This is a genomic window from Candidatus Palauibacter polyketidifaciens, assembly GCF_947581785.1.
Classification (GTDB): Bacteria; Gemmatimonadota; Gemmatimonadetes; order Palauibacterales; family Palauibacteraceae; genus Palauibacter; species Palauibacter polyketidifaciens.
In genome coordinates this window covers 1-21,907 of the sequence record NZ_CANPVO010000001.1, presented here as the reverse complement: position 1 = coordinate 21,907, position 21,907 = coordinate 1, and the positions used below count along the sequence as shown (strand labels likewise).

Here is a 21,907-nt window from a genome sequence, read left to right as displayed (position 1 = left end):
GCGTCAGCATCTCCGCCGCGAAGCCACGTTGAGCAGGACGCCCGTGACGCCGAGCGCCATGACGAGCCCCGTGCCACCGGAACTGATGAAGGGGAGGCTCACCCCCGTCGTGGGCAGCAGCCCCATCGTGATTCCAATGTGTCCGAACGCTCCGATGGCGATGATCGTCGTAAGCCCGATCGCGATCAGGCGCCCGAACAGATCCGGGGCGGACTTCGCGATCCGGAATCCGAGGTGCGTCCACGCAAGGAAGAGGACGATCATCGTGACCGCGCCCACGAACCCCCACTCCTCTGCGATAATCGGATAGATGAAGTCGTTCTGCGCTTCGGGCAGGTAGTGGAGCTTCTGCGTGCTTTCGCCATAGCCGGCGCCCAGTATCCCGCCCGAGCCGATCGCAATCTGCGCCTGCTGCAACTGGTAGCCGGCGCCCGACGTGTCCGCCTCCGGATTGAGAAACGCGAGAATCCGCGTGAGCTGGTAGCTGTTCGAGCGCACGAGCCACACCACCCCGGCGCCGATGAGCAGCGTGAGGAACAGAAAATGCCGGATGCGCATCCCGGCCGCGAAGAGCACGGTCGCCGCCAGCGCCGCCGTGATCAGCGTCGCCGAGAGGTGCGGCTCCGCCGCGATGAGGACGAGCAGGGGGCCCAGGACGAGGAGGAACGGGAGCACTCCGCGCAGAAAACTGTTGAAGGCCCGCTGCTTGCGAACGGCGAGCGCGGCCGTCCAGAAGACGACGGCCACCTTGGCGAGTTCCGAGGGCTGAAAGGTCGCCGGCCCGAGCATCAGCCAGCGGCGGGACCCGTTCCGGGCGGGCGCGATGTCCGTCGTGAACGGGAGGATCATGACGACAAGAAGAGCCGCCACCGCCGCGAGGATCGGCCACGCGAACCGCCTGTACACGCGATAATCGATGAAGGCGGCGACGATCAGGGCCACGAGGCCGACGGCGGCGCGAGCCAGCTGGCTCATGAGCACGTGGTTCCCCGGCAGTCCGCTCTGCTGCGCCGCGAAGGAGCTCGCGGAATAAACGGAGAGGAGCCCGAACACGACGAGGACGAGCGTGATCCCGATGAGCGCATTCCGCACCCACGCCGGCGCACCGGCGAACTCCTGAACGCGCGGGAGTTCCCGTGAAAGGGCGTGCTCCGTCACGTCGCCCGCTCCGGGGCCGGTCCCTCATACGATTCGCGGACACACGCCTCGAAGGTCCGGCCGCGCTTCCGGTAGTCCGGGAACATGTCGTAGCTGGAGCAGGCGGGGGAGAAGAGGACGACATCGCCGGGTTGGGCCGCCTCGCGGGCGAGGCGCACGAGCTGCGGAAATCCGCGGGCGACCTCGACCGGCGCCACATCGCCCAGCTCCCGCACGATCTGCGGCGCGGCCTCTCCGAACGCGATCAGGGCTCGCGCGTTCTCGCGCAGCGCGGGGGCGAGCGACCGGTACGACTCGCCCTTGTGCCGGCCTCCGAGGAGCGCCACGAGGGGCCGATGGAACGCGTTGAGGGCCACGCGTGTCGCGGAGACGTTCGTTCCCTTGGAGTCGTTGATCCACAGCACGCGCTCGAACTCGCCCACTCTCTGGAGGCGATGGGGAAGTCCCTGGAAGGAAGCGAGTCCGGCTCCGATCGCCGCAGCCTCGCATCCGGCGAGCGCCGCCCCGAGCCCCGCCATGAGCGCGTTCATGACATTGTGGTCGCCGACCAGTTGTAGCTCGCCGGCCGCGATCCACGGCTCCGGCGCCCCCCCGGCCTCGAGACGCTGGACGAGCGTCCCCGCTTCGTCCAGCCACGCTCCCGGTTCCGCGTGCGGCCCGATCGAAGCGATGTAGCGGTGTCCGGCGACCGGTTCCGCCATGGCGAGCACATCGTCGTCATCGCCGTTCAGGACCCATCGGCTGTCCTCGTTGGCGTTCGCGAACAGGCGCGCCTTGTCCTCGTAGTAGCGCTCGATGCTCGAATACCAGTCAAGGTGGTCCGCCGCGAGGTTCACGAGCAGGCCGACCTCGGGTCTGAACGCCCTGAGGTCGGCGAGCTGGAATGAACTCAGCTCGACCACGAGCCAATCCGGCTGCCGCTTCATCAGCGGTATCTCGGAGAGCGGGCGGCCGATGTTCCCCGCGGTGAGCGCGTCCACGCCGGCCTCCTGCAGCAGGTGCCCGCAGAGCGCGGTCGTCGTCGTCTTGCCGTTCGTGCCCGTGATGCCGATGACCCGCGAGCGGAGGTGCCGATAGGCGACCTCGATTTCGGCCACGGTAGGCACGCCCGCGTCCGCCACCGTCCGCCGGATCTCGGCCGTCGGCGATATTCCCGGACTCGTCACGACGAGGTCGGCGTTCAGGATTCGCTCCACGTCGTGCTGTCCCACCTCCGCGTCGATGCCCTCGGCGGTGAGGGCTTCCACGGCCTCCCGCTGGCGAGGCCCCTCGAACGCATCGCTCGCGTATACGTCCGCTCCGAGTGCGTGCAGGAGACGCGCCGCGGCGGTCCCCGACACGCCGAGTCCGAGGACGGCCACGGGCTCGCCGGGCCCGAAGAGCGGAGGACGTCGGTCGTCTGCCATCAGCGGATCTTCAGCGTCGCCAGGCCGAGGAGCGCGCAGATGACGCCAAGGATGTAGAACCGCGCGACGACGCGCGTCTCGGGCCAGCCGAGTTTCTCGAAGTGGTGATGCAGCGGGGCCATGCGCAGGATCCGGCGCCCCTTTCCCCAACGCCGGCGACTGAATTTGAACCATCCGGTCTGGAGCATCACGGACAACCCTTCGAGGACGAACACGCCCCCGACGATGACGAGGAGGAATTCCGACTTCAGGAGGACGGCGACGGCCCCGAGCGCGCCTCCGAGAGCGAGCGACCCGGTGTCGCCCATGATGACCTCTGCCGGATGGGCGTTGAACCAGAGAAAGCCGATCGCCGCCCCCGCCAGCGCGGCGCAGAACACCGACAGTTCCCCCGCCCCGTTCAGGTACAGGACGCCGAGGTAGGCCGACGTATCCACCCGGCCGATCGCGTAGGCGAAGGCGCCGAACGTGAGCGCGGCGATCGCGGCGAGTCCCGTGGCCAGCCCGTCGAGACCGTCCGTCAGGTTCACCGTGTTCGCGCTCCCCGCCACGACGATGGCGACGAACAGCGGGAAGATCGCCACCTCGATGACGACCGTCAGATCCTTGAAGAACGGGAGCATCGTCTGGGTCGCCCCGTAGGAGGAAAGGGGCTGCCAGAGGAGGAACCCGCCGAGCGCCAGACCCAGCACGAACTGCCAGATGAGCTTGTACCGCGCGATCAGGCCGCGCGAGTGACGGCGCACGATCTTCAGGTAGTCGTCCATGAAGCCGATCGCGCCCATCCAGGCGGTGACGACGAGGGCGACCCACACGTACGTGTTGTCCAGACGTGCCCAGAGGAGGGTGGGGAGGAGACAGGCGGTGAGGATGATGATGCCGCCCATCGTCGGCGTGCCCGCCTTCACGAGGTGCGTGGCCGGCCCCTCGGCCCGCACGATCTGGCCGATACCGTGCTTCCTGAGTTTGCGGATCACGCCCGGCCCGATGATGAACGCGGTGAGGAGGGCCGTCACCATGGCGCCGGCCGCGCGGAACGAGATGTACTGGAAGACGTTGAACAGGATATGCTGGTCCGCGAGTGGGAAGAGGAAGTGGTAGAGCATCAGGCGTCCCCTCCGAAACGGGCTTCCAGTTCGTCGATGACCCGCTCGAGGCGGGCGCCGCGCGAGCCCTTTACGAGCACGACCTCATCTCCTTCCAGGGCGTCGGCAAACGGCCGCAGGGCCGCTTCGGGGTCCTCCGCCCGGATCAGGGCATGACCTTGCACGCCTTCGAACGGCGCGTCGCAGAAGAGGCCCGTCGCCGCGATGACGTCGAAACCCGCCGCCCGCATCTCGTCGCCGATCTCGCGGTGCGCCTTCACCTCCTGGGAGCCGAGTTCGAGCATCGAGCCCGCGAACACGGCGCGGCGGCGTCCCGGGAGCAGGTCGCGCGTCTGGGCGATCGCCGCGCGAAACGAATCCGGGTTGGCGTTGTAGCAGTCGGCCAGCACCGTCAGGCGCCCGATGCGGCGCAGCGCGCCGCGCAGGCCGAGCGGTTCGTAGCGCGACAGCCCCTGGGCCGCGGCGTTGGGCGGCACCTCCAGCGATTCCGCCAGCGCCGCCGCGATCAGCGCGTCCCGCAGGTGGTGCTCGCCGCCCACGCCCAGCGCGACGCGGGTTCCGCCGCGGCGGAACTCGATCCTGTCCGCTTCGACCGCGTGCGTCTCGGGTGCGAAGTCGGCCCCGGGTCCGAAGCCGGCCACGATCGCGTCGGGCCGGTGGGCCCGTGCGGCCTCCGCGAGGATCGCGGGTTCCTCTCCCACGATGAGCGCACCGCGGCCCGAGGCGCCGTGCGCCAGCGCCATCTTCTCTCGCAGGACGCCGCGCACATCCCCGAAACACTCGAGGTGCGCGGCGCCGACGGTCGTGATGACGACGTGGTCGGGCCGCGCGATCTCCGCCAGGCGGGCGATCTCCCCGGGCTCGCTCGCTCCGACTTCCAGCACCCAGACGTCCGCATCGGGAGAGGCACGCAGGATTGTGAGCGGAAGCCCCACCTGGCTGTTGTAGTTCCCTTCCGTGCGGTACACGCGGCGGGATCCGGAGAGAGCGCAGGCGATCATCTCCTTCACGGTCGTCTTGCCCGAGCTGCCCGTGATCGCCACGACGGTGGCGCCGGATTCGCGCCGGACCCGGGCCGCGAGATCGCCGAGCGCCTTCAGAGGGTCGGCGACGGGAAAGTACTCCATCCCGAGCGCGAGATCTTCCCGTCCGGCGCGAACGATCGCGCCCGGCGCGCCCCGGGCCGCCGCCTGGGGGAGGAAATCGGCGGCGTCGTGCCGTGCACCGGCGAGCGCGACGAACAGCTCGCCGGGCTTCAGCGTCCTCGAATCGCACGATGCCCCGGTGTACGCCCGCTCTCCGCCCTCGCCGGGGCTTCCGGCGCCGCCGGCGTCCAGGCGGAGCGCCGCCCGAATCCAGCCCGAGCGCACCGCCGGAGCCTGCGTGGCCGCCGTCACGCCGTCGCTCCCGGCAGCCCGGATGCGTCCGGAAGCGTGGGAAGGAGGTCCTCGACGATCCGGCGCTCGTCGAAGGGCAGTCGCTCTCCACCGATGACCTGGTACGTCTCGTGCCCCTTGCCGAGGAGCGCGACGGCGTCGGCGGGGCCGGCCTCGGCGAGTCCCCGCGCAATCGCCTCTCGTCGGTCGACGACGATCTCGTAGCTGTCCGGCGGGAGCCCGACGACCATCTGGCGGCAGATCTCCGATGGATCTTCCGACCGGGGATTGTCACTCGTGACGATCGCGACATCGGCCAGGCGCGCGAGGATGCTCCCCATCTGCGGCCGCTTGCCCGGGTCCCGGTCGCCGCCGCAGCCGAGGAGGGCGATGACCCGGCCCGGCACGATCTCCCGCAACGAGGAGAGCGCGCGCTCGCACGAATCCGGGTTGTGCGCGAAATCGCGGACCACGAGAACCGGCTCGCGCGAGAGCACTTCCATGCGCCCGGGCACGGAAGGCGCCTCGGAGAGTCGCGCGGCGATCCTTTCGAGCGGCATGCCGAAGCCCCACGCGATCGCGGCGGCCGCGAGGGCGTTGCGCACGTTGAAATCGGCCGGAAGCGGCAGCGACACGGCGGCGGCCTCGCCCGGCGCCCGCAAGGTGAAGCGCGCGCCGCCCGCGCAGAGCACGAGTTGATCCGGCCACAGGTCGGCCGTCGACTTGAAGCCGTAGCGGAGCACCGTGGCGTTCGGCGGCGCGATCTCCTTCCAGGCGGGTTCATCGTCGTTCACCGCGCAGACGCCGCCCGGCGCAAGCAACTCGAGCAGGCGCAGCTTGGCCTCCCGATACGCCTCGAGATCGGGGTGGTATTCGAGGTGTTCGCGACTGAAGCTCGTAAAGCCCACGGCATCGAAGGAGAAACCATCCGCGCGGCGCTGGTCGAGCGCGTGCGACGAAACCTCGAGCACCGCCGCCTCCGCGCCACTCGCCCGCAACGCGGAGAGTTCGAGGGCCAGGTCGATCGGATCGGGCGTCGTCAGCCCCGGAGCGCCGATTTCACCGTCGATGGATACGGTGCCCAGGGTGCCCAGCGCCGCGGCGGGTCCCATGTCGGCCAGGATCCACCGCGTGAGCCACGCGGTAGTCGACTTGCCGTTGGTTCCCGTGATGCCGACGAGGCGGAGCGCTTCGCCGGGGTCGCCGGCGAAGAGTGCGGCGAGGTGGGATACGGCCGCCCGGGCGTCGCGGACGGCCAGTTGCGGGAGGTCGACGTCGGCGACGCGCTCTACGACGGCGGCGCCGGCTCCGGCACGCCCGGCGGCTTCCACAAAAGCGTGGCCATCGACGCGCGTCCCCGGAATCGCGCAGAAGAGGTCGCCGGCGCCGACCAGGCGGGAGTCCGAGCGCAACGCCGGGAACTCCGCGGGAGGAACCCCTCTCCACCTTGGTTCGAGGCCCGCTTCGTCAAGCCTGCGCTCAACGTGTCGGTTCGTTGTGGTCTGTTGCGGCAAAGTCCAGTGGTTAACCTCCCTCCAACCTTGTATCCCCGAGACCCTTCTTCGTTCGCCCGGTTACCTCAGCACGACGGTCTCACCCCGGAGCAGCTCGCTCCCGGGCGCGGGGCTCTGTCCCGCGACGCTCCCCTGTCCGCGCCATTCCACGCGGAGGCCGAGCGCGTGCAGGCGCGCGGCGGCCGCCCGTGCGGACAATCCGGCGAGGTCCGGCAGGGCGACGACGCCTCTCCCGCTCATGTCGGTGACGTCGTCCGTGCCGGGCGCGCCCGTGCCGCTGGAGACGAAGATGACGGTGCCTTCCGGCGTGCCGGCGGAACCTCCGCCCGACCACGGCCGGGGACGGGCGTCGGAAACGACGAGACGCGGATCCACCTGCACGCCGTCGGCCGCGAGCGCCGCCTTGAGGGTCGCCTGGCTGGTGGGCGCCGCGATCGCGCCCCCGTAGTAGACCCCGCCCGTCGGGTCTTCGAGTCGCGTGAGGATGACGATTCGCGGATCGTCCGCCGGCGCGAAGCCGACGAAGGAGGCGCGGTAGCGTCCCGGTGCGTAGCGGCCGTCCACGGCGAGGCGGGCCGTTCCGGTCTTTCCGGCTACCGCGAACCGCGCCATGCCGGCGAGCGTCCCGGTGCCGTCCCGGACGACCTCCTCCAGCACGCCGCGAACCGCCTCCGCCACCTCTTCGGATATGACGCGCCGCACGGGGATCGGGTCGAAGCGCCGCACCAGTCGCCCGGACGGGTCCCGTATCTCTCTGACGAGGCTCGGCCGCATCAGCACGCCGCCGTTCGCAATGGCGCCGTAGGCCAGTGCGAGTTGCAGCGATGTGGCGGAGATCTCGTACCCGATCGCGTGCGAAGCGGGGCTGAGCGAGGTCCACGACTCGGGCCGGCTGAGGCGTCCCGGCGACTCCGAGAGGTGCCCCAACTGCGTCCGCATGCCGAAACCGAAGTCGCGAAGGTAGCGATGCTGCACCGCAGGCGTCAGGCGCGCGGACAGCTTCGCGGCCCCCACGTTGCTCGATTTGGAGATGATCCGTCGCACGCTGAGCGTGTCGTAGCCGTGGACGTCCGAGATCACCCTCGAGCCGATCCGCAGCCTCCCGTCCTCCACATCCACGATCTCGTCAAGATCGACGACGCCCTCGCTGAGGAGGGACGCGAGAAGGAACGGCTTCAGCGTGGAGCCGGGTTCGTAGGGATCGCTGAGACCCGAGATCTGGTCGACCGCTCCGTCGGTGCGTTCGCTCGCCAGCGCGAGGATTTCGCCGGTACGCGGATCGAGGAGGACGATGTCGCCCCCGTTCGCCCCCGTCTTCGCGAGCGCGCGCGCAAGTTCGTTTTCGGCGATCCGCTGGAGTTCGGAGTCGAGCGTGAGCACGACGTCGTGACCGGGCACCGCATCGATGACCTGTCCGCCGGGGGGACGGTACGCGTTGCGATGGCCATCGAGTCGCACCTCCGCGCGGCCGGACTCGCCGACCAGCCATGAGTCGAGATCGGCCTCGAGGCCCGTTCCGCCCTTGCCATCGGAGCCCACGGCGCCGATAAGACGGCGGCCCATGCTGCGGGGGTATTCTCTCGCTGACCGGCTCTCGAAGTAGATCCCCTGCCCGATCGTCCGCTGCAGCCGCACGCGCTCTTCGTCGCTCACGTCGCTCGCGACGAGAGACCAGCCGCCCGAGGCTTCCGCGATGGCGCTCCGGCGCTCCGGCGCCACGGGCACGACCGCGGCCACCGTCTCGATGGCCTCCGCCCGGTCGACGCGCAGTTCGTTAACGGCGAGGAAAGCCTGGTAGCGTGTGTCCGGCGCCGCGAGGACGCGGCCGTGCCGATCCAGAATCCGTCCGCGCACCGCGGGCAACGACTCCCACTCCGCGCTCTGCGCGACCTGCCTCGCGCGATGCGCCTCGCTCTCGAGGATCTGGAGGTCGCCGAGACGCACGGCATAGACCAACGCGACGAGGGTGAACGCGACGCCCAGCGCACGATGCCGGACGCGCTGCGTCCGTGCGATCGCCGCCTCCTGCGCATCGCCCGCGAAGCCCTCGAGCTGCGTCGTGCTGTGAATGCCGAAACGCGTCACCTGTCCGCTCCCCTGCCGGAGACGTCCACCTCTTCTTCAGCCGGCGAGGTTCCGGCGTCGACCTGCAGCAGTTGCTCTTCCGCTGCCCGCTGCAGCCCGAGCGCCTCCGCCTCGCGTTCTATCCGCGCCGGCGCCGCGAGTGAATCGACTCTCGTCCGCGCCGCGTCGATCCGGTCCGTGACGATCCGATCCTCCGCCTCGAGTCCTCGAAGTTCGGCCGTCAACCTCCGCCCGTCCTCGCCCCGACGGACCACGCTCATCAGCGAGACTGCCAGCGCGATGACGGCCGTCGCGGCCGTCATCCACCGGATCAGGGTTCTGCGACGGATCCTCCGTACGCTCCCGCTCCAGTGGTTCATGCGCCGCCCGCCTGCTCGTCCGTCCCGCGCTTCTCCCACACCCGTAGTCGCGCACTGCGCGCCCGCGGATTACCGGCCACCTCCTCGGCCGAAGGGCGCAGAGGCCGACGCGTCAGCGTGCGCCCCAGCGACCTCCCGCGACACCGGCACTCCGGGAGACCCGGAGGACAGCGGCAGTCGGCGGACCAGTTGCGAAACGCGTCCTTCACCAACCGGTCCTCCAGCGAGTGGTACGAGAGCACCGCCAACCGCCCACCCGGAGCGAGCCGGCCCCGTATCCCTTTGAGCCCCTCGCTCAGCGCGGCCAGCTCGTCGTTGACCGCGATCCGCAAAGCCTGGAACAGCCTGGCCTTCTGCTTCTCCTGCGCCGAACGACCCAGGACCGCCGACAGCGCGGCCACGAGGTCGTCGCTCGTGCTGAAGGGCCGGATCTTCCTCCGCCGCACCACCTCACGTGAGAGCGTCCGCCACCTACGCTCTTCCCCATCACGGAAGACCCGGCCCAACTCGCGTTCGTCCGCCCGATTCAACAGCTCGGCTGCGGACCTTGTCTCGCGCGCCCTCTCGTCCATCCGCATACGCAGCGGCGTGCCCGGACGGAACGAAAACCCGCGCTCCTGTGTGTCGATCTGGTGCGACGAGACGCCCAGGTCCATCAGGGCTCCCGCCAGACCGTCCATCTCCGCGGCGAACCCGGGACGAGCCACATCCCTGAAGTTCGCCCGTATCAGCTTCACCCGTTCGCCCGCCGAGGCGAGCCTCCGCCGCGCGGCCTCGATCGCCTCCGCATCCTGATCGATCCCGATCACGCGCACGGCCGACCCGGTCTCCAGCAGCCGGATCGCATGCCCCGCACCGCCGACCGTCGCATCCAGGAAAACGCCTCCGCACTCCGGGCGAAGCCACCGCAGCACCTCATCCGGCATGACCGGCGTGTGCTGAAACGTCTCCTCTGTCACTCCGTCGGCTTCCTCGACTCCCCCCACCGTGCCGCGATCGGAAAACCCGTCAGGCGAACACCGTCTCTATCAATCGGTCGAAGTCCTCGTCCGTCGCCCTCGTCACACGCTCGAACGTCTCCGGATTCCAGATCTGGACGTGGCTGATCGCGCCGACGACCAGAGCCTCACTTCCGAGCGCGACCGCCTTCCTCATCCTCTCCGGTATCAGGATCCTGCCCTGCGCATCCGGCGTGACCTGAAGGGCGTCCGCCGTGATGCGAAGCAACTGGGGGCGGAAATGCGGTTGCCGTCTCGACATCTCCCGGAGTTCGTCCTGCACGCCTTCCCAAGCCTCCTCCGGATAGAGCGACAGCGCGTCGGGTTGCGTCTTGAGGAGGACGAACGGCTCCCGTTCCCGGCCCCTTCGAAAAGGCGCCGGTAGGCTGACCCGACCCTGCGAGTCGAGTTGATGTCGATAACTCCCCAGAAAGCCTGGCAAATCGTGCCTTCGACATTCTTCGAGGGTGTCCCTCCCAGAACGACCCGTTTCCACCCACCGAATCCCACCTTACACACCCTTGCGATGGGTGTCAACCCCTTTTCTCCCCATCTTGCCCCATTTCGAGGATAAAAAAAAGTCCCGGCCCGCACCGACGCGGGCCGGGATCCTCGGGGTTCAGCGGCTGCAGGACGCCTCGATAATCGACTCCTGGCGGTACAGCTGGACATCGATCGCCTCGCGGATCTGCTGCTGGCTGGCGGCCTGATGGCTCCCTGCCTGCGCCAGGTGCGTGCTCACCCGCTGGAACGCGTTCAGGGCGCTGCGCGCGGGCGCGCAGGCTTCATCGTTTTCGTTGCGGCCGTCGTAGGCGCTTCCCTGCAGGTAGTACCCGAACGCGATGAAGAAGTGCATCTGTTCCGATGCAGCCGGATCCACGACGAACTCCGCGGCAACCGTGAACAGTTCGAGCGCCGTGGCGACCTCGCGCACATCGATCGTGGCCGGGTTGGACAGCGCCCTGGACTGGGCCTCGAAGTGATTCGTGTACGCAAGACTGAAGATCGCGTTCGCGATCTGGTTCGGGTCCGCTCCGTCTTCGACTGCGGCACGAAAATCGGCGATCGCCCCTTCGACGTCGCCGGTCTTCAACTTGAGCACCGCAAGTTGCTGCCGTCCGTTCGGCACGTTCGGGTCGTACGCAAGCGCTTGCTCCAGCTCGGCCACGCCCATCGCCGGATTGTCCATCCGATCATAAATCGTGGCGCGTGAAGAATGGACCTGGGCGAGCAACTCCTCGCGGGACATCTCGCCCTCGCCGTTCCCGTCCGAGCTGGAGATCGACTCGAGCGCACGGTCCGAGAACGCGAGCGCGTCGGCGTACTCCTCGATGAGCATGTACGCATTCGTCGCGTTGGAGAGCGTCGAGGGGGTCACGGCGTCCCCCTGCAACGCGACCAGCTTGTCGGATGTCTCGACGGCGACGCGAAGCATCGCGGCATCGGTGACCTCGCCTGCCGTCTGTCCGGCCTCAAGCGACGCGGCGGTCAGGTACTCGAGGAGGGCCACGTTATCCGGCGCGCGCTCCACGCCATCCTGGAGGAGTTGCACCGTCTCGGCCCAGCGCTCGGCCTGCGTGAGCTCGTAGGCGATCCGCAGCCGCGTGTCGACATCGTCCGGCCGGAAGTCGAGGAATTGCTGGTAGTAGCGAAGCGACGCGGCGCCGTCGCCCAGCTGCGCGTACGTGAACGCGAGCGATTCGAGGGCGTCGGTGTTCGACGGGCTGTTGTCGACGACGCCCTGCAGGTCGGCGGCCGCATCACTCCACGCCTCGTTGAGCATGTACGCGCGGCCGCGCAGATAGTGCGCCCGGTCGCTTGCGGGGTTGAGCGCCAGGGCCGCGTTGCAGTTGGAGATCGCGTCCATGGGCTGTTCCGACGCCAGGTAGTCGCCGCAGAACGCGAGCGAACGGAGGTATTCGACGCCCTGCCCGAGCTGCCCCACGATCTGAGCGCCCGCCTCCTCGTGGGAGTCGTCGTCCGCCACCGTGAACGGCTCCATCGGGAGTTCGTCCCCGCTCCGGGGTTCGACGAAGGTGACGTCGACTTCAACGCCTCCGGCGGCCGTGACCGCTGTTCCGGTCATGACGAGAGCGGCATCCATCTGCCCCCCGAGTTGCCGCCAGTCGATCGGGGTCATCGTTCTCTCGTCGAGATCGAAATCGTCGATCCGATCGCGGGCATCATCGCGTTCGATCGCGATGTAGCCGGGGAAGATCCTGAGCGCATCCCGGACTTCCTCGGCGATCCGCTCTCCGAAACGGCGGTCGACCGGCTCGGTCGTCGTGACCGGCGCGACAAGGATCAGCAGGTCGCTCGTCTGCGCTTCGAGCGCCCGAGGCGCCGCCGGAAGGGAGAGGACGGCGACTCCGGCCGCCACCCACGGGAGAATGTTCCGCGTGCTTCTCATCGAGTACCTCGGACGGTTCGTGCAACAGACAGCGCACGGATCACAGGGCCGTGCGACACACCAAAACCGGCATCACTTCGAAACAAGGGTATCAAGGTCGATTAATGCAAGCTGCCGCCGCGCGCAAGTCGTGACCCGCGGATCACCGCGCCAGCTTCTCACGCACACAGCCCGTGAAGCGGTTGAACATAACATTCGACACCGATTGAATCACGCCGCCGCGCCCGAACGACGCAAGCCGTCCGGTCAGCGCGATGGACTGCGACACCCATATCCGGGTTCCTCCGCCCTCCTCCTCTTCTACAGACTGGAGTTGACTCAACATCGTCATTCTCACGTTGCCGCTGCCTCGGCGATCCCGTCCCTCCCCCGTCATCTTCATGTGATGGCGCCGGGCGTCGAGTTCGTCGAAGCGGATCTCGCCCAGGAAGCGGGTCCCGATGGGGCCGAGCTTCAGTCCGATCTCGCCCCGGTACGTACGCTCGTCGACAGCTTCGAGCAGTGTCGCGCCCGGCAGGCACTCGACGATGCGCTCGGGATCCGTCAGGAAGCTCCAGACCTCGTCCACGGGCTGCGGAACCTCGAAACTCTTTTCTATCTCGATCGCCATCGTCGTTCCTCGGGGGTTGCGTGTGCGTGGAGCGAAGCCGGACGGGAACGGATCGCGGGTCGGGCGTCGTCTCCGGGGGAGCGGTTATATTGCCGGGAGCGGCTCTACCGCGGATCGGCTTCCACCGGAAGCTGAGATTGCCGCGTCGCACCCGCAACCGGGGAGGTCGCCGCCTTGCAACCGGACATCGCGAAGATCATCGAGGAACTCGAAGCGGTGGGCTATATCGCCGACCGGGGGATCGCGACGGCGGTCCATCTCGGCCTCGCCATGGAGAAGCCGCTGCTCGTCGAGGGGGCCGCCGGCGTCGGCAAGACCGAGATCGCCAAGGCGATCGCCACGTGGCTCGAAACGGAGCTCATTCGCCTCCAGTGCTACGAGGGGCTCGACCTTCCCACGGCCCTCTACGAGTGGAACTACCAGAAGCAGCTCCTCCACATCCGCCTGCAGGACGGCGACCGCGATGCCGAGGCGGTCCAGCGCACGATCTTCGGGCCGAACTTCCTCCTCGAGCGGCCGCTCCTGCGCGCGATTCGCTGCGAGACGCGTCCGGTCCTTCTCATCGACGAGGTGGACCGGGCGGACGAGGAGTTCGAGGCGTTCCTGCTCGAGTTGCTGTCGGACTTTCAGGTCTCGATCCCGGAGCTGGGTACGGTCGAGGCCCGGACGCGACCTGTCGTCGTGCTCACCTCGAACGGGACGCGCGAGCTGTCCGACGCGCTGCGCCGCCGATGCCTCTATCTGTGGATCGATTATCCCGAGCCGGCGCGGGAGATCGAGATTCTGCGGCGGCGACGACCGGACATCGCGACCGCCCGGGCGCGGGAGGCCGTGAGGCTCGCCCAGCGGCTGCGGCGCGAGCGGCTGGCCAAGCCCCCCGGCGTAGCGGAGACGCTGGACTTCGCCGCGGCGCTCGAGCACCTGGGGCCGGAGCCGTTGCGTCCGGCGACGGCGCGCGACGCGATCGGGGCGCTCGTGAAGGACCCGAACGACCTGGCCGGACTGACGGAGGAACGGCTGGGGGAGCTGCTCGCCTCATCGGAGGACGGCGCGGGTTGACGCCGGAGCGCGTCGTCGACCTGGGCCGGCGGCTGCGCGGCGAAGGGGTGGCCTGCGCGCTTTCCGAGTCCACGACGGCCGTCGCCGCGCTCCCGCATATCGACACGGAGGACGTGGAGGATGTGAGAGCGGGCCTCCGCGCGGCGTTCTGCTCGAGCGCCGCGGATCTCGAGATCTTCGAGCGCTGCTTCCCCGCGTGGTGGCGGGGAGTACAGCCGTCATCCGCGGTCGAGAACCTCCTGTCGAAAGCCGCGGCGGATCGGGGGGCTCGCCAGCCGCCCGGCGTTTCCGGACCCGACGGTCCGCCTCCGGTGGCCCGGCACGACCTCGGGGAGCACGTGCGCGAGGAGCCGGACTCCCCGGAGCGCCCGACCGGCGCCGTCTACAGCGCCGCCCACTCGCTCGCGCGGCGTTCCTTCGCCTCGATCGGCGACGAGGAGCTGCGCGAGGTCGACGCCTGGCTCGAGCGGCTGATGGTGCGGCTTTCCACGCGACGCAGCCGCCGACTTGAGCCCGGCGGCCGCCGGGGACCGATCGACGTCCGGAGAACGCTGCGGTCGCTCGTCGCGCACGAGGGCGAACTCGTCCGGCTGGCGCGGCGACGGCGACGGCACGTACCGCCGCAACTCGTCGTCCTGTGCGACGTGAGCGGCTCGATGGAGCGCTACAGCCGCTTCCTGCTGCGTTTCCTGCTGGGGTGCGGGCGCGCGCGGGACATCCAGACCTTCGCGTTCAGTACACGCCTCACGCACCTCACGCCATGGCTGGCCGGCGAAGAGATCGATCCCGCGCTGGACCGCCTGAGGGCCCGCGGCTGGTCGAGCGGGACGCGGATCGGCGAGTGCCTGGAGACGTTCGTGACCCGGCACGGCCGCCGGATGCTCGGTCGGCGGACGCTCGTGATCATCCTCTCCGACGGACTCGACCAGGGCGAGGTCGAACCCCTCCGGCGCGCGATGGGCTGGATTCAGCGGCGAGCGCGCCGGGTGATCTGGCTCAATCCCCTGCTCGAGAGTTCACGCTACGCGCCCGAAGCCCGGGGCATGCGCACCGCCCTCCCGTACGTGGATTACTTCCAGTCGGGACACAGCCTCGAAGCGCTGAGGACGCTCCCGGGGCTGCTCAGGTTGTGACGGAGGAACGACGAGACGGAGATTGAAAGCGACCGCGACGGGACCCGGGGGACTCCGGGTCCCGTCGCGGTGACCGATCTAGGCTCGGACGCGGTCCTTGAGCCCCTTGCCCGCCTTGAAGGTGGGAACGTTCATGGCCGCAATCTGAATCGACTCGCCGGTCTGCGGGTTCCGACCCATGCGCGCCTTGCGGTGCCGGGTGCCGAACGTGCCGAAGCCGGTGACCGTGAAGTCGCGGCCGGCGTCAAGCTCGCCTGCGATGATCCCTTTGCCCGAATCCGTCGAGAAAATGCAGTCGATCACATCCCTGGCGCTGGCTTTGCTCAGGCCGGCCTGTGAGGCGAGCTTCGCCGCGAAATCGTCTTTGGTCATCCTGGGTTCTCCCTGTTGAAAGTAAGCTCCGACGAGCGATCCGGGCGCATAATTCGCCCGCCATCGCGGGATTGCAAGTGTGGCGCTCGATATCGCCTGCGGAAGGGCCGGCTAGTGGGCGTCCGCCGAGAACACTTTTCGTGTCATCGTGACACCGGCGAGCTTGAAAACCACGTTCCCGATCCGGCCGATCAGCATCGTCGGCAGGGCCGTGGGCAGGACGGTCCCCCACACGGTGCGCAGGAAGGCGCTCTCCCCGCCCAGGCCGCCGAGTGCGAGCCGCAGCACGGCGAAGATGCCGAGGAAAACGACGAAGTTGAGCAGAAGCCCCAGCACCTGGCGGCCGGGCGAGCCGGTCTCCGCGTCGTAGAGGCCGCCGAAGAAGACCGCAGCCACAAGCCAGAAGATGCAGATTGCGAAGAGCCAGTCCATCAGTGCAGCCTCCGTGTCGGGAAACCGGGTCGGGTTGGGGACGGGGGAACATACATGGCCTCCGGCGATCCTCGAAAGTAGCTTGCCCCCGCGGCTTCGAAACGCTCTCCCGGAGAGGGTCACAATGAAAGCGCCTTCACTCACGCTCGGGATCGAAGAGGAGTACCAGGTCGTCCATCCGGAGACCGGCGAACTCACGTCGTTCATCACCGAGATTCTCGAAGGTGATCCGGAGACGCGCGGGCAGATCCACCCGGAACTTCACCAGGCGTGCGTGGAGACGGCGAGCGAGGTCTGCCGGGATGTGGCGGAGGCGCGCGAGGAGGTCGTGCGCATGCGACGCCTCGTCAGCGGCACGGTCGCCGAGAAGGGGCTCGCCATCGTGGCCGCGGGCACGCACCCCTTCTCGACCTGGGAGCAGCAGGACATCACGCCGCTCGACCGTTACGTCGGACTGCGGGAGGATCTGCAGCAGGTCGCCGAACGGAACCTGATCTTCGGCACCCACATCCATGTGGGCATCGAGGATCGGGATTTCATGGTGGATGCGATGAACGTCTCGCGGTACTTCCTCCCGCACGTCCTCGCCCTCTCCACCAGTTCCCCCTTCTGGGAGGGGTCGAAGACGGGCCTTCATTCGTACCGAAGCATCATCTGGCGCAACTTTCCGCGCACGGGCATCCCGATGAGCTTCGGAGGCTGGAGCGAGTACGACCACTTCATCGAGACGATGGTCCGCTCGAACACGATCCCGGACCCGACCAAGATCTGGTGGGATGTGCGTCCCAACCACAAGTTCCCGACGCTCGAATTCCGCGTGTGCGACATGTGCACGCGGGTGGAGGAGGTCGTGTGCATCGCCGCCATCTTCCAGGCGCTGGTGGCGAAACTCTGGAAGCTGCGGCGGGACAACCTCACCTTCCGCCTCTATCCCGAAGTCCTCCTGGCGGAGAACAAGTGGCGCGCCGCCCGGTACGGGCTGACGGGCAAGCTCATCGATTTCGGGCGGCAGAGCGAGCACCCCGCGACCGACCTGATCGTCGAACTCATCGAGTGGTTCCTCGACGACGTGGTCGACGAACTCGGCACCCGCGCGGAGGTGGAATACGCGCTCCGGATCCTCAGGGAAGGGTCGAGTTCGCAGCGGCAACTCGCCGTGTACGAAGAGACCGGCGACGTGCGGGCCGTGGTCCGGCACCTTATGGCGGAGACGCTCGAAGGGGTCTGAAGGCAGCCCCCGCGCGCGGACCGCTACATCATGCCGAGGTCCCGCGCCGTCCGATCGATGCCCGCCCGGGCCTTCGTCACGAGTTCGTCGACCTCGTCGCGGGTGATCGTGAGCGGCGGACTCGTGCAGATGACGTCGCGCATGGCGCGGAACACGACCCCTTCGTCGTAGAGGTGCTCGTGACAGAGGGCGCCCACCTCGCCCATGGGCTCGAACAGCTCCCGGGTCGCCTTGTCCTTCGAGAGTTCGACACTGGCCACGAGTCCGACGCCCCGCACCTCGCCCACGAGCGGGTGATCGTTCAACTCCCTCAGCCGCGCCTGGAAGTAGGGGCCGGTGTCCTCCCTCACCCGGTCGACGACGCCTTCCTCCCTCATGATCCGGAGGTTCTCCAGGGCCACGGCGGCGGAGACCGGGTGGCCCGAATAGGTGTAGCCGTGCGGGATCACCCCGCCTTCGGCCAAGACGTCGTACACCGCATCGGTCATGAGCACGGCGGACATCGGCAGATAGCCGGACGTGAGTCCCTTGGCGATCGTCATGAGGTCGGCCTCGATCCCGAACTTCTCGGCGCCGAACCACTCGCCCGTGCGGCCGAAGCCGGTGATCACCTCGTCGCAGACCACGAGCACATCGTTCGCGCGGCAGATGCGCTGGATCTCGGGCCAGTAATTGTCCGGCGGCACGATGACGCCTCCGGCGCCGATGACGGGCTCGCCGATGAACGCCGCCACGCGATCCGCACCGAGTTCGGCGATCTTCTCCTCCACCGCCCGCGCCGCCCGCGCGCCGGTCTCTTCCGGCGTCTCGCCGGGCGCTCCCATGGCAAACCAGTACGGGGGCATTACGTGCTCGAAGCCGGGCAACGGCAGGTCGCCCACCGCGTGCATGGCCTCGAAACCGCCCAGACTGGCGGCGGCCATCGTGCTGCCGTGATACGCGTAGGTTCGGCTGATGAACGTCTTCTTTTCGGGTTTTCCGCGGAGGTCCCAGTATCGGCGGACGAGGCGGACGATGGTGTCGTTCGCTTCGGAGCCGGAGCTCGAGAAGAAGGTGTGCGCGATCGCGCCGGGCGTGAGCTCCGCGAGGACCCGCGACAGCTCGATCGTGGCCGGGGGCGCCGAACGGAAGAACGTGTTGTAGTAGGGGAGTTCGACCATCTGGTCGTACGCCGCCCTCGCAAGTTCCTCCCGTCCGTAGCCGAGATTCACGCACCACAGGCCGCCCATGCCGTCGAGGATGCGCCGGCCATCGGAGTCGATGAGGTGGCGGCCCTCCGCGCCCACGATCACGCGCGTCCCCTTCTCGGCGACGACCCTGGGGTCGATGAAGGGGTGGACGTGGTGGCGTCGGTCGATGTCCTGCCATTGCGCCGTTGCGGTCCCGGCGGGGTTCGCCGTGGCGGGGTTCGTCGTGGCGGTCACGCGGCGCCTCCTAGTTGGTGTGTCGGCGCGGACAACATATCAGCCGACGTCGGCTCCACGAGTGCGAGCGCCGCGTGGAGGAGGACGTTGGCGCCCGCCTCCGCCTGTGCGGGCGTGATGTTCTCCGCCTCGTTGTGGCTGATGCCGTCTTCGCAGGGGACGAAGACCATCCCCGTCGGCGCGACGTCGTTCGTGTGCACGGAGTCATGGCCGGCGCCGGCCACCATCGGCATGGAGGCATAGCCGCAGAGATCCGCCGCCGCGCGGACGGCGTCGATGCAACGGCCGGAAAACCGCACCGGAGGAGAGCGCCAGACGTCATCGAGCCGCCACGCCGCTCCGCGTTCGAGGCAGGCGCGGTTCGCCGCCTCGCGCAGACCGTCCTCCATGTCGTCGAGGGTCGCGTCGTCGGGGTGACGGAGGTCCACGCTCACCGTGACGCGCCCGGGCACGGTGTTCCGCGACGCCGGCTCCGCCGCGAGAACCCCGAAGGTCAGCCGGCCGTGGGGCGCGAAGTCGCGTTCGATGCGGTGAAACGCGTCGACGAGAAACCGCCCGAACACCGCCACCGGATCCGTCCGCCGGGACAGCGGCGTCGACCCTGCGTGCGCCTCCTCTCCCGTGATCGTCATGTCGAACCAGCGGGCGCCCTGCACGCCGGTCACCACACCGATCTCGCACCCACTCTCCTCGAGAATCGGGCCCTGCTCGATGTGCAACTCGAGAGCGGCGGCGAGCGGGCGGCCCCCGACGGGAAGCGCGCCGCGATAGCCGATGCGGTCGATGGCGTCGGAGACCGTGACCCCGTCCGCGTCCGTCGCGCCGAGCGCGTCCGCGAGCGCAAAGCGGCCGGAGAAGGCGCCCGAGCCCATCATGGCGGGCGGAAAGCGGGCGCCCTCCTCGTTCGTCCAGTTCACCACTTCGATCGGTAGAGCCGTCCGCACCCCGTGCTCCTCGAGCGTTTCCACGACCTCCAGCGCCGCGAGGACGCCGAGCGGCCCGTCGAACCGCCCCCCCGTCGGCTGGCTGTCGAGGTGACTCCCGAGCACGAGAGGGGGTCGGCCTTCGGCCCCGGCGCCGCCGGTCCCATCCCGGCGGGCGAACATGTTGCCGATCCCGTCGACGGACACCGCGAGGCCCAGCGACTCGGCCCACCCCCGGAAGAGATCGCGCGCCCGACGGTCCTCGTCGCTCAGGGCGAGGCGGTGGACGCCCCCGGCCGGAGTGGCGCCGATGCGCGCCATCGCCTCGAGGCGCCCCCAGAGCCGGTCTCCGTTCACCCGGAGTCCGGAGATCGCGGTCACGGTCCGGGACCCGCCAATGCGTGTCTCGCCGAGCGTCTCATCGGCTTCAATGGGCCGGGGCCGTCATGCCGGTTCAATGGGCCGGGGGCGTCGTGCCGGTGAGGACGGCCGTGACGAGGAGAAGCAGACCCGCCGCGCCCAGTTCGACGGTGACGGTCGGCGGGAGACGCGGTGGATCCTCGGCTTCCCCCACCCGGCCGCGAGCGCGTCGCCAGTTGTACGCGCCGCAACCCGCGATCGCGAGAACGACGAAGAGCTTCAGACTCAGCGTCCGGCCCCAGGGTTCGGTCCAGAGCGCCGAGATGGAGCCGAGATGGAGCCATGCCGCGAAGAGTCCGGTAACGGCGATGACCGCCGCCGAGCCCAGCGCGAGCGGCGAGAAGGCCGAGATCCAGTCGACGATGCGGCGTTTCGACAGCGAAGCCCCCCGGCGCCGACCGAGATAAAGGACCCCCGCCATCACGGCCAGCGTGCCCAGCCACACGCCTCCCGCCACCATGTGGAAGATATCGGCGGTGATCGCGGGAGTGACGAAGTGCTCGGCTCCGGCTGCATGCCCGGCCAGCGCCGGCGTATACGCGAGGAGGGCCACCCCCGCCGTGGCCGCGATCCAGCCGAATTCCGCCCGCGCCCCCCGCGCCGCGGCGAGTGCGAAGGCCAGTCCGGAGACAACGACCGCCGCGACCTGTCCGAGCCACGCCCGGCCCCACGAAGTCCCGGTCACGAGCAGGCGAAGCTCCGCCCCCAGGGGTTCGAACGGATCGCGAAAGATGCTCGCCTCCGCCGCGAGGCGACCCAGCGTGCCCGCGCCGGCGAGGAGTACCGCCAAGCCGCCGATCCGCGCGGCCAGCCTCTCGGGCGTCACGCCGGCGGCTCCATCCTCCTCCGGCTCGAACCCCGGAAAGCGCCGGAGGATGACCAGCTTGAAGGCCACCGCCCCCACCGCGACGAGGAGGCCCGCGAACAACGCCCAGCGCGAGAGCGTGCCGATCAGAAACCACATGTCCATCCCGCCGCCGCCTCCGGGCTGCCCGCGTTCAGCTGATCACCACCCGCCTCCAGTTCGTAATGATCTTCGGCGCGTCCTCCAGGAGGTCGTTGAGGTCGGCGATCACGCCGTTCACGATGCCGGAAAGCTCCTCGGCCCGCTGAGCGGCGCCGGCTTCGATCTCGGTCAGCACCTCCATCTGCCCGACCGTCGGTCGCGCCTGCGGGCCCGAGACCGCGCGGGAGATGTTGCGAAGCTGCTCGATGAGGCGCGGCCAATCGCGGTAGCCCATCGATCCCGGCGGACGCCGCACTTCGCTCGACACCGCCGTCAGCTGACTCTGAGCATCGTCGGCGACGGCTTTCACCTGTTCTTCGTTGGACAGGTTCTTGCCTTCGATGGACTCGAGGAGTCCGTCGATCTGTCCGTCCAGGTCGTTGATCGTGCCCATCATCCGATTGAGTTGCGTCTCGAGGTCGCGTGCGCGCATGGCCGCGGTGAAGCGCTCGTCGTACACGGCCTGCGAAGCCGCCACGTTCGGGTCGCCTCGGAGCTGGAAGTCCTTCGACAGCTCGGTGCCGCCCACGTCGATCGTCGCCGTGTAGGTGCCCGGGACGGCGGGCGGGCCCGACGGGCCGAAGAAGAAGAACCCTCCACCCGGAGGACCCTGTCCCGGAATCGGTTCCGCACCGGCCCAGCGGAGGTCCCAGACCGCGCGGTTGAGGCCCGGCGTGACGTCGCGGTGCTCGAACTCGCGCACGAGGGTGCCGTTGCGGTCCGTGATGCGTACGTCGACCGAGTTGCCTGCCGCTTCCGCGGCGTCCTCCGAGAGATGGAAGTGGATCCACGCGCCGGGGGCGGGGTTCTCCCCCGCAAAGCGGCTCTGGCCGAAGTTGCTGGTGCGGCCCCACATCTCCCACTCCGTCGCCGTGCGGATGTCGAAGA

20 protein-coding genes are annotated in these 21,907 nt (G+C 69.0%); 3 read left to right on the top strand and 17 right to left on the bottom strand.

Annotation, left to right across the window (positions count from 1 at the left end):
- Positions 1–3: 3 nt before the first annotated feature.
- From RN729_RS00100 to RN729_RS00050, 11 genes are all read right to left on the bottom strand, one after another.
- Positions 4–1,158 carry a putative peptidoglycan glycosyltransferase FtsW gene (locus RN729_RS00100; RefSeq protein ID WP_310781444.1) on the bottom strand — a complete coding sequence of 385 codons (1,155 nt, stop codon included), beginning with the start codon at positions 1,156–1,158 and terminating at the stop codon, positions 4–6.
- Positions 1,155–2,564, bottom strand: a complete 1,410-nt coding sequence (gene murD / locus RN729_RS00095; RefSeq protein WP_310781443.1) for a UDP-N-acetylmuramoyl-L-alanine--D-glutamate ligase — start codon at positions 2,562–2,564, stop codon at positions 1,155–1,157. The genes RN729_RS00100 and murD overlap by 4 nt, the downstream gene beginning before the upstream one ends.
- On the bottom strand, positions 2,564–3,670 hold the full coding sequence (gene mraY, locus RN729_RS00090) for a phospho-N-acetylmuramoyl-pentapeptide-transferase (RefSeq protein WP_310781442.1): 1,107 nt from the start codon (positions 3,668–3,670) through the stop codon (positions 2,564–2,566). The genes murD and mraY overlap by 1 nt, the downstream gene beginning before the upstream one ends.
- A complete protein-coding gene (gene murF / locus RN729_RS00085) occupies positions 3,670–5,067 on the bottom strand; it encodes a UDP-N-acetylmuramoyl-tripeptide--D-alanyl-D-alanine ligase (RefSeq protein ID WP_310781441.1) in 1,398 nt (465 codons plus the stop codon). Before murF ends, mraY begins: the two co-directional genes overlap by 1 nt.
- The gene (locus tag RN729_RS00080; protein ID WP_310781440.1) at positions 5,064–6,458 is read right to left on the bottom strand and encodes a UDP-N-acetylmuramoyl-L-alanyl-D-glutamate--2,6-diaminopimelate ligase; all 1,395 of its coding nucleotides are present in this window, start codon (positions 6,456–6,458) and stop codon (positions 5,064–5,066) included. Before RN729_RS00080 ends, murF begins: the two co-directional genes overlap by 4 nt.
- A gap of 162 nt (positions 6,459–6,620) precedes the next feature.
- Complete coding sequence (locus tag RN729_RS00075) at positions 6,621–8,645, bottom strand: penicillin-binding transpeptidase domain-containing protein (protein WP_310781439.1); 2,025 nt, start codon at positions 8,643–8,645, stop codon at positions 6,621–6,623.
- Positions 8,642–8,947 carry a hypothetical protein gene (locus RN729_RS00070; protein WP_310781438.1) on the bottom strand — a complete coding sequence of 102 codons (306 nt, stop codon included), beginning with the start codon at positions 8,945–8,947 and terminating at the stop codon, positions 8,642–8,644. Before RN729_RS00070 ends, RN729_RS00075 begins: the two co-directional genes overlap by 4 nt.
- A gap of 53 nt (positions 8,948–9,000) precedes the next feature.
- Complete coding sequence (gene rsmH, locus RN729_RS00065) at positions 9,001–9,963, bottom strand: 16S rRNA (cytosine(1402)-N(4))-methyltransferase RsmH (RefSeq protein ID WP_310781437.1); 963 nt, start codon at positions 9,961–9,963, stop codon at positions 9,001–9,003.
- A 49-nt stretch (positions 9,964–10,012) separates the two neighbouring features.
- Positions 10,013–10,444, bottom strand: a complete 432-nt coding sequence (locus RN729_RS00060; RefSeq protein WP_310781436.1) for a hypothetical protein — start codon at positions 10,442–10,444, stop codon at positions 10,013–10,015.
- A gap of 177 nt (positions 10,445–10,621) precedes the next feature.
- Positions 10,622–12,412, bottom strand: coding sequence for a tetratricopeptide repeat protein (locus RN729_RS00055; protein WP_310781435.1), 1,791 nt, complete (start codon positions 12,410–12,412; stop codon positions 10,622–10,624).
- A gap of 142 nt (positions 12,413–12,554) precedes the next feature.
- Positions 12,555–13,022 carry an SRPBCC family protein gene (locus tag RN729_RS00050; RefSeq protein ID WP_310781434.1) on the bottom strand — a complete coding sequence of 156 codons (468 nt, stop codon included), beginning with the start codon at positions 13,020–13,022 and terminating at the stop codon, positions 12,555–12,557.
- A 174-nt stretch (positions 13,023–13,196) separates the two neighbouring features.
- Between RN729_RS00050 and RN729_RS00045 the strand changes: the two genes are divergently transcribed.
- Both RN729_RS00045 and RN729_RS00040 read left to right on the top strand, forming a co-directional pair.
- Positions 13,197–14,081: a MoxR family ATPase gene (locus RN729_RS00045; RefSeq protein WP_310781433.1), complete on the top strand. Its 885-nt coding sequence runs from the start codon at positions 13,197–13,199 to the stop codon at positions 14,079–14,081.
- Positions 14,078–15,214 (top strand): VWA domain-containing protein, encoded by a 1,137-nt coding sequence (locus tag RN729_RS00040; RefSeq protein WP_310781432.1) that lies wholly within the window; start codon positions 14,078–14,080, stop codon positions 15,212–15,214. Before RN729_RS00045 ends, RN729_RS00040 begins: the two co-directional genes overlap by 4 nt.
- Before the next feature lie 78 nt (positions 15,215–15,292).
- Here RN729_RS00040 and RN729_RS00035 read toward each other — a convergent pair whose 3' ends face one another.
- Both RN729_RS00035 and RN729_RS00030 read right to left on the bottom strand, forming a co-directional pair.
- The gene (locus tag RN729_RS00035) at positions 15,293–15,586 is read right to left on the bottom strand and encodes an HU family DNA-binding protein (protein WP_310781431.1); all 294 of its coding nucleotides are present in this window, start codon (positions 15,584–15,586) and stop codon (positions 15,293–15,295) included.
- A gap of 111 nt (positions 15,587–15,697) precedes the next feature.
- Positions 15,698–16,018 (bottom strand): hypothetical protein, encoded by a 321-nt coding sequence (locus RN729_RS00030; RefSeq protein ID WP_310781430.1) that lies wholly within the window; start codon positions 16,016–16,018, stop codon positions 15,698–15,700.
- Between the two features lie 124 nt (positions 16,019–16,142).
- On the opposite strand from RN729_RS00030, the gene RN729_RS00025 reads away from it, so the two are divergent.
- The gene (locus RN729_RS00025; protein ID WP_310781429.1) at positions 16,143–17,246 is read left to right on the top strand and encodes a carboxylate-amine ligase; all 1,104 of its coding nucleotides are present in this window, start codon (positions 16,143–16,145) and stop codon (positions 17,244–17,246) included.
- Positions 17,247–17,269: 23 nt separating this feature from the next.
- Here RN729_RS00025 and RN729_RS00020 read toward each other — a convergent pair whose 3' ends face one another.
- The 4 genes from RN729_RS00020 to RN729_RS00005 form a co-directional block, all read right to left on the bottom strand.
- Positions 17,270–18,670 (bottom strand): aspartate aminotransferase family protein, encoded by a 1,401-nt coding sequence (locus RN729_RS00020; RefSeq protein ID WP_310781428.1) that lies wholly within the window; start codon positions 18,668–18,670, stop codon positions 17,270–17,272.
- Positions 18,667–19,974, bottom strand: coding sequence for a Zn-dependent hydrolase (locus tag RN729_RS00015; protein ID WP_310781427.1), 1,308 nt, complete (start codon positions 19,972–19,974; stop codon positions 18,667–18,669). The genes RN729_RS00020 and RN729_RS00015 overlap by 4 nt, the downstream gene beginning before the upstream one ends.
- A 73-nt stretch (positions 19,975–20,047) precedes the next feature.
- Entirely contained in the window at positions 20,048–20,983 is a 936-nt protein-coding gene (locus RN729_RS00010; protein ID WP_310781426.1) for a CopD family protein, read from the bottom strand.
- 28 nt (positions 20,984–21,011) lie between these two features.
- Positions 21,012–21,907, bottom strand: an 896-nt coding sequence (locus RN729_RS00005; protein WP_310781425.1) for a hypothetical protein, incomplete at its 5' end; no start/stop codon positions are given.